The 12,763-nt window shown below is 59.0% G+C and carries 5 protein-coding genes; all 5 read right to left on the minus strand.

All coding sequences use genetic code 11. The features are described from left to right. Positions 1-53 precede the first annotated feature (53 nt). The 5 genes from D2E23_RS08560 to D2E23_RS08580 all read right to left on the minus strand — a co-directional run bounded on the left by D2E23_RS08560 (position 54) and on the right by D2E23_RS08580 (position 12,344). On the minus strand, positions 54-743 hold the full coding sequence (locus D2E23_RS08560; protein ID WP_126030496.1) for a hypothetical protein: 690 nt from the start codon (positions 741-743) through the stop codon (positions 54-56). A gap of 55 nt (positions 744-798) precedes the next feature. Next, positions 799-2,784 carry a hypothetical protein gene (locus D2E23_RS08565; protein WP_126030497.1) on the minus strand — a complete coding sequence of 662 codons (1,986 nt, stop codon included), beginning with the start codon at positions 2,782-2,784 and terminating at the stop codon, positions 799-801. Positions 2,785-2,981: 197 nt separating this feature from the next. After that, complete coding sequence (locus D2E23_RS08570; protein WP_126030498.1) at positions 2,982-6,395, minus strand: tubulin-like doman-containing protein; 3,414 nt, start codon at positions 6,393-6,395, stop codon at positions 2,982-2,984. Between the two features lie 162 nt (positions 6,396-6,557). Further along, on the minus strand, positions 6,558-8,576 hold the full coding sequence (locus D2E23_RS08575) for a vWA domain-containing protein (RefSeq protein ID WP_241227265.1): 2,019 nt from the start codon (positions 8,574-8,576) through the stop codon (positions 6,558-6,560). Positions 8,577-8,915: 339 nt separating this feature from the next. Then, positions 8,916-12,344, minus strand: a complete 3,429-nt coding sequence (locus tag D2E23_RS08580) for a tubulin-like doman-containing protein (RefSeq protein WP_126030500.1) — start codon at positions 12,342-12,344, stop codon at positions 8,916-8,918. Positions 12,345-12,763: the final 419 nt, after the last annotated feature.

The following is a 12,763-nucleotide window of genomic DNA, read 5'->3' on the forward strand; positions in this document are numbered from 1 at the left end:
TATGCAGTGATTGCAGTAATTGCGCGGTGGATTATCGACGGTTTATGCAGCGGTCAGGCGGCGTTGATCTCGTATCCACTGCCCATGGGCACCACCTTGAGCGGCGGCTGCGTGCCGTTGGGCGCGGTATACAGGGCCACGGTGAACGGTTTGCCAAGCAGGTCGCGCGTGATCGGGTAGATGTACGGGCAGCCGTCGAAGGTGTATCCCAGACCGGTGCCGTCGTAGCCGGGGATGGGCTGCACACGCACGGTGTAGCCCACCACCCTGGTTTCGGTGTGCTTGCTGAACAGGAAGCCCTTGGTCTCGGTCACGGTCTGCTGGCCAACGCTCACGTTGACAATGGCCGGCACCTCGCACCGGTAGACGTAGTATTCGTTGGGCAGGTAGACGTCCATCACGTTCTGCTGCAGATCGCACGCGTATGCGGCATACACGGCGTGCGCCACCGGAATGCGATAGCTCTTGATGTTCACCACGCCGCGCGACACCATCACGGCCGTCACGTCGGGCGTCACACGCACTTCCATGCCCATGAGCAGCGACTGCCACGTCTGATCGTCCTGGCATTTGGCCACGAACTGGTCGAACAGCTCACCCTCGAACTCCACCGACTTGCCGAAGCCGGCACGCAGGAACAGCGTGTAGTTGTTGCCGCGGTCCTCCCATGTGATCGAATCGCCGGCACGCTGCACGTTGGTCACGTAATGCCCGGCGTCGGGCTGCTTCGCGTTGATCTCCATGATCCCGCCTTTCCTTGTTCGCTTACTCCGATTACGCTTCCGCTCGTCTATCCGTCTATTCCGCGCTCAACTGGTCTTCGTCCAGCGGGTAGAACCAGATCGACGTGGCGCTGTCACGCTGGCCGGCGTTGTAGTACACACGGCTCACGCCGGGCAGACGCACGAAATTGTCGAGATACGAGTACAGCTTGTGGGAGGCGCTGCCTGGCGTGTCGTCGATGTGCAGCATGTACGCCTCCATCGCACGATCCGGTTCGCGCAGCATCATGGCGGAATAGCCCATGCGATCGCCCACATTCTCGGTAAGCTCCTTGCCCACCACCAGATCGGCGGCCTCGGCGCTCTTGCCGTCGGCCAGACGTTCCACGGCCTCGTCCATGAAGCCCATCTCGAACACGTGCTTGCCGCCGAACTCGCTGACGAACAGCGGCTGCAGCGCATGCTCGCGCAGAATGCGCAGCATGTCGGCCTTCGTATTGCCCACGCGCAGCAGTTCGGCGAACAGATTGGCGCGAACGTTCACGTCGGAGAAGAACGACTCGACGCACTTGGTGTAGAAGCCCTCGACGTTCATATGCGCACCGTCCTGCTTGATCGACGCGGCGAACGCGACATCATGCTGAATGGCGGTGAAGGTCCTCAACGTATCCTCGGCGGCGGCGCGCATACGCTTGAGCGACTGCACGGTATGATCACGCACCTGACCGGCGATGGCACGGGTGATGAGCTGCTGCACCGCGTCCGGCACCGGACGCTGCATGATCGTATCCTCCGACAGCACCACGTCGGAGAACGCCTCCAACGTGCGCGACTCCAACTGCTGGTCGTTGAGCGAAGCCAGCTGCGCCGCATTCAGACTCGACCGGACCTGCTGCTCGATACGCGCGTCGATGTTTCCGGAGCCCGCGCTACCCAGGTATTCGCTGAGCAGACGATACTGATTCTGCTCAAGGAACGCCTGCAGACAGCCACCGGTCGCCTGCAACGCCATGCCATACGGCATGGAGACGATGTTGCCGCCCTGCTGCAAGTTCGGCAGATTCCGCTCGAATCCGGCGAACTTGGACGCCACCTCGGCAAACTCCTGACGGGACTGCTCCACGATCGACGAGCGCCCGTTCTGAATACCCAACGCCGCGCCCATCGCCTCACGACTGGGCTTGGTAAACGTGGGATCCGACATCATCTCGCCAAGTTTGGCCAGCATGATCTTCAGCGCCACCACCACGATGTCGCGACGAGGACGATCCACGTACTTGAACGCGGCGGTGAACGCCGGACGATCGGACGAATAGAACATCTTGCCGCTGGTGGACAGATCAAGATACCCGTTGTGCGAATTCGACAGCAGCATCACGTCGGACAGCACGTCACGCTCACTGTGCACGGCCTCGTCAAAGCCAGAGAACAGACCCGTGTAGCCACGCTTGGTCTTGTTGCCGTACACGAACACGCCGTCGTACAGATGATGACCGACCGAACCGACATCCTCGGCATCATAGAGGGCACGCAGTTCAGTGACGATCTTCGGGGCGTTGGCCGTACCCAGATCATTGTTGAGCAGCACCATGAGCATGGTGTTCACGGACACGCCGGTGAACAGCCGCTTGATGTCCTCGATCGCCAGATACCAACGATGGAAATCCTCCGGGGTAATGCCCGTGGAATCCACCACGCAGTAGAGGGAGCACTGGTTCATGTTGGCGAACATGCCCGACTGGCTCATCATGGCCATCACCTGCTTCTGCAGATCGGCCGCACCAAGATGACCACCGCCACGCAGATCGTGGAACGGTTCGCCGGATGCCCCCTCCTTCAACTGATCGGGATCATCGATCTCAAGGAAAGGAATGGACTCCACGCTGCCACCCCAGCCATCACGCACGCCACGCAGCACGTCCGGATGGAACTCGGCCGAGCGCTCGCCATAGTAGAACACACAGGCGGGGTATTCCGGCACCGAATAATCGGACATGCCGCTGCCGCGTTGCGTACGCAGATCGCCAATGGCCGCGCCGACCAGTTCGTTCACGGTTTCCATTGCATCCATTCCTTTCACATCTTTACGTTTTTCGGGGGTGATTGCGCGTTCAGGGTGTGATCCCTCCCTCTGTCACGGCGAACGCCGTGACATCTCCCTCCCAAGGAGGGAGAACCCTCTTTTCACCGTGCTCCCTCCTTGGGAGGGAGCTAGCCGGCGAAAGCCGGACTGAGGGAGGGATCACACCTCGCTCAGCCTCACAGGGTGATGAAGTTCTCCAGAGCGAACAGCTCAAGGGCCTTCTTCAGATTCTTGATCTGAGCCTTCACCTCCGGCACCTCGCGCGGGAAGAACGCCGTGGCCACCTTCACGATGTCCTTGGCACGACCCAGCTCCTTGGACGCCGCCTGGCAGGCGGTCTCCACCGACTCCGGCGTCTCATCGGCATCAAGGATCTCCTGCACGGCGGTACGAATGGAGCTACGCACCTCCGGATCAAGCTCCTTGAAGGTCTTGTACGCCTGATACAGCGGAACGCCACCATACGGCTTCATACGCTTATCGGACAGCACGGTCTCATCACCGAACTCCGGATCCACATACACGACCTTCGGAATGTGCAGCTCGATCACACCGGTGAACAACGCGTTTGTGAAGTCGGAGAAGTCGTCGTCGATCTTCGGCTCGAGAGCCTTGATGTCGTCCTCGATCTCCTTGTTCTTGTCCATCTCGGCCTTGACGAGCTTCTGCAGTTCAGGAGCCTTGGCAAGGTTGTCGATGCAGATATCAAGCTCATTTTGCGTATCAGTGCTGAACTCCGACGACAGCACGCGCTTGTTCGGCTCGTACTCGCGGTTGTCGCTCATGGCCTTGAGCTTGGTCTGGGCATCGATCTTCACATCATTCGGCTGGTCCTTGGCCGCATCGAAGTCCGTACGGAACCGCTGCATGTACGAATCCGTGATCACACGGATCTCATACGCGCTGCTGGTCTTTTCAATGATGCCGGCCTTGAGCGCCTGCTCGAACAGAACCTTGGCACGCTCGGCGCGCTCCTGCAGCGTGGCATCATTACGATCCGTCATCATGCTCAGCGGCGTCGGAGACGGCAGCAGGTTCCAGTCACGGCTGTCCTTGATCTCCGGAAGACCATCGACATACTCGGCACGCTCGTACAGGTGCTTGCCGACGGACGGATTCTGCACGGAATCGGACTCGTACTGGGCGACGCCCTTATAACCCCACATCGGCACGCCAAGCAGGCAGCGAAGAATGCTGATGCGATCACGAACGCCGGTCTTGCGAACCGAGAACGTCTTATCGGAATCGGCCAAGCGCATGGCGGCATCAATCACAACCGGAGCACTCTGGGGGATCGTAAGATAACCGATACCACAAGCGTCATCGACGGTGTAGCCGGTCTCGGTCCAGAACAGCGGGGCCGCATTCTCATTCACCGACTGCAGCAGGTCCTCGCACACGATCTGCGCCAGCTTGTCCGCATCCTGGGTCTGGTACTTGTCCTTAAGGAACGACTCCAGCGAGCGCGACGAGAACGCGCTGAACTTGTCGATGAAGTAGTCCGACACCATATGCGACAGATATGCCTCGTCACCGTTCGGGCCCCAGCCCTTCAGGCCGTTCGGGCTCAGCAGCGCCTCCAGCAGCTCGTGAGCCTGGGACGGGATGTCCATCTGACGCACCGTCTCGTTCAGGCTCGGCATGAGCTCCTGCATGGTGATCAACGGCATCTCATACGGGTTCTGCTTGTCCGCGAACGCCTCCAGCTCGGCGCGATTCGCCTCGAACGTATCGAACAGGCCCGTCACCGTCGTGGTGAACGGGGTCGTGAAGTTGTTCGCCATCACACGCAGCTGATCCTTGACCGTATCCATCAGATCAACCAGCGTCTGATACATCTTCACACGGGTCTGGAACACGACCAGCTGACGCGCCGCGTTCGCGTAATCCTTGTACGCGCCACCCAGCTTGAGGAAGCCGGCAGCCTGGAACTCACGCTCCTTCTGCTCGTAATCCCGGTACGCGTGCGAGTCGATCTGATACTGCTCATGATCGCGACGGCTCACCGCCTCGGCACGGATGCCTTCGGCCGCGGCAAGCAGATCGGAGCCGCCCAGACCCTGCACCAGCTGAGCCGCATAGTACGGGCCACGGTTAGGATCGGCCATCGCCTCACGCACCGCGTTCAGCACGATGCCCATCACCGACTGCACATTCGACGCCGTGCCGGTCAGCACCTGCTCGTACGACTGCAGCGGCTGGGAAAGCGCCGTGTAATTACGCGCCAGCGCGCCCTCGGCAGCGGCCTGCGCATCATGCAACGGGCTGATCAGCAGCTCCGTGCTGTCATGCACGTCCTTGGCCTTCAGATCCGGTAACGGGAATGCCATGTTCACGCCCTGGTTCAGGCGCTGCAGCATCGCATCGAACGTGAACCCGATCGTCTTCTGGAACACCGCGGACTGCTCGTTCGGCGGCACCAGGTTACGTACGCCGGCAAAGCCCTCGAACACCTTCGACGCCAGATACGTCAGCACCTGCTTGAACGGCACCAGCGTGCACGCAGCGCCCAGCACCAGATAGTCGTAAGCTGCGCCGGACCTCTTCTGCACCAGTTCCTTGTTCTTCGTAATATTGGAGAAGTGAGATTCCAGAGTGAAGGAATCGCCCTCCGACTTGACGAGGAAGTCCATCACGTAATCAGTCACCACATTCATGGCATACTGATACGCCTCAGGAATCACCGCACCATCGGACGTGGTGCCGGAAATCAGATGGCAGTACTCCACCGGAGGCTTCGTGGTGCGGATCTCGCCCACACCCGGATATTCCTGATGCCAGCAGTCGCCATTGTTCTCGAAGTTCATGCAGTAGTCCAGCTCCTGCATGGACGCATAACCGTTCTGCATGATGTAGCTCTTGGTCTCGTCGGAGATACCCGGCTTCTCGAGGTTCACATCAGGCAGGAAGAAATAACCCAGTGTCTTGGACTTGGTGGTACCGGTATCGCTCAACGCCCGCTGCACCAGATAGCAGGCATCAAGGAACGTACCGGCACCCGTTCCACCACTCATGCCAGAGAAGATATGCACGTATACACGGCAGTCGCCAAGACCACGCTTGGCATCCTTCACAGCCTGTTCCACGCGGGAGACGAACGCCTTCGCCTTCTGCATAAGCAGGAAACGGCCGAGCTGACGGATACCGCCGGCACCGTCGTCAGCCGCGCCAGCCTTGATCTGCTTGAACTGCAGCCATTCCTTCAGGGCCGGGTCCTTGGCCAGCACCTTTTCCTTGGAGTGGTACAGCTCGGAAATCTTCTCGGCATAGGAGATATCGAAGAATTCCTTGTCGTAATCGATCTCACCAAGCGAGCCGTCGCTGCTTTCACGCGAGGCGGCACTGGTCTTCTTCTTCATGTCCTTCATATCCGTGTCCACGGCGATGAAGCGGATATGCGAATACTGCGGAATCGTAGCAGTCGGATCGTCCGGCTTGATGCGGTTGTACATCTGCTTCTTCAGGCTGCGCAGGCAGTCGATGCCGGTGCCGCCCAGGCCGATGGCCACCACGGCGGAGCCATCCTGCTCGGACTGCTGCATACGATCGATGATGCCGCCACCAGTGGTGAGCAACAGCTTGTCGTACATATCTCTTTCCTTTCGTGGAACTGATTTGATCAGGTCTTGCGTTGTCGTTTGTTCAGTTATGACGTGTAATGCTGCGAATGTGACGATTTCGGATGCGAAAATCACCGAAAACCAAGAAGCCCCGGAAATCGTGCGCCTGATTTCCGGAGCTCACTCAGTCGATCACTGGTATCCGCCGCCGGAGTGCTTGAGACTCGTAAAGCGCACGGTCACACCCTTGGTGCCTTCGGGATCGGATGTGATGGTCACCTCGCTGCCGTAGCCGTCCACACGGATCGGTTCCTTCTGCAGCTGACCGCTCACGTACGCAGGGCCGCCCTTGATCACGACCGTGACGTAGTCCTTGCCGCTGGCCTGGAAGTAGCACTTGCCCGGGTTGAAGCCGTTCGTGTTGATGTTGAACACCAGGAACGGGAGACGGCCACGGCCCTTGGTGCGCTTGACCTCCTCGCGGTATTCGAAGTTCGAGCTGTTGTACTCGCGCATGTAGCAGTCGCCCATGAAGCGCTTGTTGAGCGCCAGCCACGTGCCGATGCCGATCACCAGCAGGGCGATCACGATGGCCGCACCGATGCCGATGAGCGTGAGCAGACCGATGTTCACGGTCTTGATATGCACGTTGAACGTGCAGGACGCGCCTTCGGAGTCGGTGGCCTGGATGGTGAACGAGCCTTCGGAGAGGCTGTAGTTCTTCATCGTCAGGTCGGAGCCCTTGAGCTCGTAGTCGCTGGGCAGGAACGCGGTGGACTTCACCTTGTAGGTGAGGGTCTTGTCTTCACGATCGGTGGCGCCCGGCTTGAGGTCGATCTTGGTGCTGTTGTTCATGAACGGCCACAGCTTCACGGTCTTCTCGATCGTGGCGCCGGGCTTCGGAGCGCTGTTGCCCACCTCGTATTGCAGGGTGGTGGTCTTCAGGTCGTAGCCTTCGCCGGAGATCACGGCCTGCACGGTGTACGAGCCCTTCTTGGCGAACTTGTGCTTGGCGGTGAAGCCCTTGTCGCCGGCCGTCATCTTCTCGGTCTCGGCCTTGCCGCCCTTGGCGTCGGTGATGTTCAGCGTGCCGGTGAAGCCGTCGTACTTGGCGGCGGTCACTCCCTTGCCGGCCTCGTCGAGCGCGGCGGTGAAGTCGACGCTGTCACCGGTCACGATCTCGTTCTTCTTGCTGCCGGCCTTGAGCGCGGCGGCGACGTTGGTGTTGCGCACGATGTCGATGCGCACGTGGTCGCCGGGCACGCCGGAGATGCTGTACTTCCACTGTCCGGCGGCGGGCTGCGTGATCTTCACCGACGTGAACGAGTCACCCACGAACGTGGTGCCGGCCAGGGTGTCGCGCGACATCTGCTTGCCGGACGGGTCGGTGAACGAATAGTCGGTCACGTTGCCGCTGACCAGGATGTTCGCCTCTTCGACGCCCACCTTGGCCACGTCGAACGTGCCTTCGGCGGTGCCGGAGTCGGGGATCACGATGTCGCCACTGCCGTCCGTGTTCGCGTTGAACAGCAGAGAGTAGTAGAGGCTGTACACGTCCTGCAGGTCGGAGGCCTTGGTGACCTCACGGAATTCGCCGCCCGTGGCGGACGCGATCTGCTTGAGCTCGTTGGAGTCGGCCTTGCCGTTCGCGTTCAGGCTGACCGTATAGATCTTGTAGCCGTTCTTGCGCGCGTTCTCGATGGCCTGCGCCTTGGTGGCGAGCGACTGCTGCTTGGCGTCGTCGTTCGGCATGTCCGTGTTGCCGTCGGACAGCAGCACGATCACGGACGGCAGGTTCGGATCCTTCTGCTGGTCGAGCATATCGACGGCGGTCTGCAGACCTGCGCCGATGTTGGTCCAGTCCTGACCCTGCACCGACTTGATCTTGGTGATGAAGTCCTGCTTGGACTGCACGGAGTTGAGCTCGGCGAGGTTCTGCTTGAGCGGCACGTTCTCGCCGAACACGTCGCCGCCCACCTTGTTGCCGTTCTGGGCGAGGAGCGCCACGAAGCGGCTGATGGCCGGATACCGCAGATTGTCCTTATCGGTGGACTTGAGCGAGCCGCTGCCGTCGGTGGCGAACACGACGTTGAAACGATTGGTGCTGTTCTGAGCGTTCTGGGCGTTCTGACCGCCGCCGGGCTGTGCGTCGTCGGCGAGCGCTGCCGGGGCGATCGCGGCCTGTGCGATCAGGCATACCGCCACCATCATCAGGGCCACGAGGGCTCCGATCAGTGACCGGAACGATCGCTCCCCGACGGCCTTCGCTGCTGTGGCCGTTCGAGCTATGCGCTGTGGCATGGCGCTTCTTCCCTTCTGCGCGATCCCCCCTTGGGAACCCGCATTCACGAATCTTCCAACTTTCAACATACCGCCATATACCTGTCGCCTCTGTTGCGACCAGAGGGGTCGTAACAACCGCAGACTTTGACGTAAGAACTGCAAGGTTTGCCGTCACAACCGTGTTCAAATCGAGAGGTGGGCAGAAGGGTGTTTGCGGGTGGAGTGGACGGCCTTCGGCCGACAGTGCTGTTATCTGCAAGCGCAGATTTACACCGTGATGAAGTTCTGCAGGAGAAACAGATCGTATTTTTCCCGCAGCACCCGCACAACCGCGAACGCTTCATCGGGAATATCGGGAAAGAGACTCGTGGCCGCCTTGAGACTCCGGTCGGCCCGATCCAGCTCCCCCGGTATGACACGGCATGCACTCATAACCGACTCTGGCAATTCATCCCTTCCTAGTACCTCATTCACGGCATCGCGGATACGCTCACGAACGTTCACGTCAAGCCCTTTGAAATTCCCGTAGGCCTGATACAGCGGCGCATATCCGTACGGTTTCATGCCTTTGGCGGATAGCACGACCTCCTTGCCGGAATCCGGATCCGCATACCACACCTTTGGTCCCTGCACTTGAATCACACCAGAAAACAACGCATCACTGAACTCGTTGACATCAGCATTGTTCTTGAATTCAAGTGCCTTGCAGGCGTCGTCGATCTCCTTGACCTTGGCAAGTTCATTCCTCACGATCTTTTGCAGAACCGGAGCCTTGGCCAGATTATCGAGACAGATGCTGAGCTCGGCACGCTCATCGGCGCGGAACGCACTGGATAGCACCGGCGTGCTCTTTTCATACTCACGATTGGCGCTCATCTTCATCACATTGTCCCGTGCCCGAGCGCTCCTGTCATCGAACGGACCATTGGCCACGGCAAACTGTTCGCGGAATCGCTGCATGAATTCATCCGCAATCACGCGGATTCCGTACACCTTGGTGGTGTCCACGACCAGTTTGGCGATCACGCCACTGTCTCGTGCCTGCTTAAACAGCGCACGTACTTCCTCGGCATGGCGGCGAACGGATTCGTCGTTACGATCGGTCATCATGCTCGGCGGCGTAGGTGACGGCAGCTTACGCCAATCGCGACTATCCATGATTTCCGGTACGCCGTCAACACGCTCGGCTGGTTCATAAATATGACGTCCAACCGATGAATCGCGCACAGCCTCGGACTCGTATTCCACCACGCCCGCATACGCCCACATCGGCACACCAATCCAACAACGCAGGATGCTGATACGATCACGCACGCCGGCCGTGCGCAACGTGAGCTCATGCCGCTGATCGTTGATGAAGCGAGCTCCGGCATCGATCGCCGTCGGAGAAATCTGCGGAACAGTCAGATAACCGATACTGGCAACATCATCTGCGTCATAGCCGATCTCGGTCCAGAACAATGGAACCGCACGATCATTGACTTTCCGCAGCAGTTCATCACACACACGCTGCTGCAATCGGATGGGATTCACCGCCTGATATTTGTCCTTGAGGAACGAATCCAGCGAACGCGACGAAAGATCCTTGAACCTATTGACGAAGTAGTCCGACACCAAGTGAGACAACCGCACCTCGTCACCATTCGGTCCCCAACCCTTCAGACCGTCCGGACTCAGCAGCAACTCCAGAAGGTCACGCTTGTGCCGCAATATTGAATCTTGCCACTTACGTTCGTCGCTCAACAGCTCGTCCATCTGCTTCATGAGCTCCGGAAGAGGGATTAACGGTATCTCATACGGATTCTCACGCTCAGCGTCCGCTTCCAATTCGGCCCTGTTCGCCGCGAAAGTATCAAGCAACGCCGAAACCGTCATGGTGAACGGGATCGTGAAGTTGTTCATCATTGTGCGCAGCTGATCCTTGACCGCATCCATCAGATCGATCAGCGTCTGATACATCTTCACACGCGTTTGGAGGACGACCAGCTGACGACTGGCATCGGCATATGCCGCATACGCACCTTTGAGCTTGAGGAAGCCGGCAATCCGGAACTCACGCTCCTTCTGCTCATAGTCCCGATACGCATGCGAGTCGATCTGTTCCTGCTCATGATCACGACGAGTCATCGCCTCGACACGAATGCCCTCGGCCGCGGCAAGCAGATCGCAACCACGAGAACCAAACACCAGCTGAGCCGCATAATACGGACCACGTTTTGGATTCACCATCTCCGCGCGCACTGCATTCAGCACCAGACGCATCACCGATGCATCGCGCGACCCCGGTTTAACCCATACCTGTTCATACGACGACAACGGCTGAGCCAATGCAGCGTAGTTCCTCGCCAGCGCCCCCTCGGCCGCGGCCTGCAAATCATGCAACGGGCCGATCAGCAGTTCCGTGCCCGACTCCTTGACGTCCTTCGCTTTGAAATCTGGCAGCGGGAACGACATGTTCACGTTCTGCGTCAGACGTTTCAGCAGATCATCAAAAATGAACCCAATTCCGTTAAGGAACGTCTCCACATCATCATGTGTAGGAGCATGATCTTTGACTTCAGCCAAATCCTCGAACACCTTCGACGCCAGATAAGTGAACGCCTGTTTGTACGGGATTACCGCGCTCGCAGCACTCAATGCGATGTAATCATGACGGGAAATGTCGCCTGTCGCTGCCGAAATTGCAAATTTCCGCGCAACAGCAGACGCTAGGGGTAGGTAATAAGAATCTGGCTTAATAAGCATATTCGTCACGTAATCGGTCACCGTATTGATGGCGCACCGGTACGGACTGAGGACTTTCTCCCCGTCAAGTGTGGGGGCTGAAATCAGATGGCACAGATCCACCGGCTGACGCTTGGTACGGATCTCGCCCACACCCGGATACACCTGATGCCAGGAATCGCCGTTGTTCTCGAAGTTCATGCAGTAATCCAGCTCCTGCATGGCGGCGTAGCCGTTCTTCCTGATCTCGGATCTGATGTCCTGGGGAATGCCCGGCTTGAACAGATTGACATCAGGCAGGAAGAAGTAACCCAAAGTCAAAGTGTTGAGCCGGCCCATATTGCACAGTGCCCACTGGACCAGATAGCACGCGTCGAGAAATATGCCCGAGCCACTACCACCACTTAGGCCTGAGAATATGTGAACGTATACGGGACAATCACCCAAACCGTTCTTGGCTGACCTCACCGCCCGCTGCACATAGGAAATAAATGACTGGGCCCTCTGCATCAGCAGGAAACGTCCGATCTGACGACCGCTATCGGCTGCTCCGACCTCAATATGCCTGAACTGCAACCACTCCTTGAATGCTGGATCCTTAACCCACATATTGCGGTGGCCCCTGAACAGCTCCGAAATCTTGTCCGCATAAGAGATGTCGAAGAACTCCCTGTCCACATCAATCTCGCCATGCAAACCGTCGGTGCCCTCACGCCGAGCCCGATCGAAGCGTTTCATCATTTCCACCAGATCTGTGTCCACGGCGATGAACCGGATATGCGAATACTGCGGGACCGCGGCATCCGGATCATCCGGCTGCAGACGGTTATACACCGCCCGCTTCACACTGCGCAGGCAATCGATGCCCGTACCGCCCAGACCGATGCAGATCGTGGCGCAGTTATCCTGCGCGGCCTGCTGCATCCGATCGATGATGCCACCACCCGCACTCAGTAACAGTCGCTCGTACATGTGCTCCCTTTCCGTTCATGGAGTCGTCCGACCTGTGCCCACGCTGGCGCGAGTCGCCTCGGTCACGGTCACCACATGGATGCCGTAAACCCGGCCATTCCGGATACGAAAATCCACGACCGCCCGACTCCAACGTATCGTTTTCGGGCCCGACGCGCTGAGGCGACCATCCGCCACCGCACAACCGACAGCCCCAACGTAACAACTGCACGATTGCATGACATCACCGCATAGGGGCCCCGGCAATGACGGAAAAGCCGCATACGAGGACCGGCCCGCAGGCTCCCCTCAGTCACGCTGCGCGTGACAGCTCGTCCCGCAAGAACGGACGGCCTTCGGCCGCGAATAATCAGCTCGCCGGTCGGCTCGCCTGAGTCCTATAAACGCCTCCGGCGTTTACTTCACGGACTCAGCCTCAG

This window comes from Bifidobacterium callimiconis, from assembly GCF_003952005.1.
Taxonomy (GTDB): domain Bacteria; phylum Actinomycetota; class Actinomycetes; order Actinomycetales; family Bifidobacteriaceae; genus Galliscardovia; species Galliscardovia callimiconis.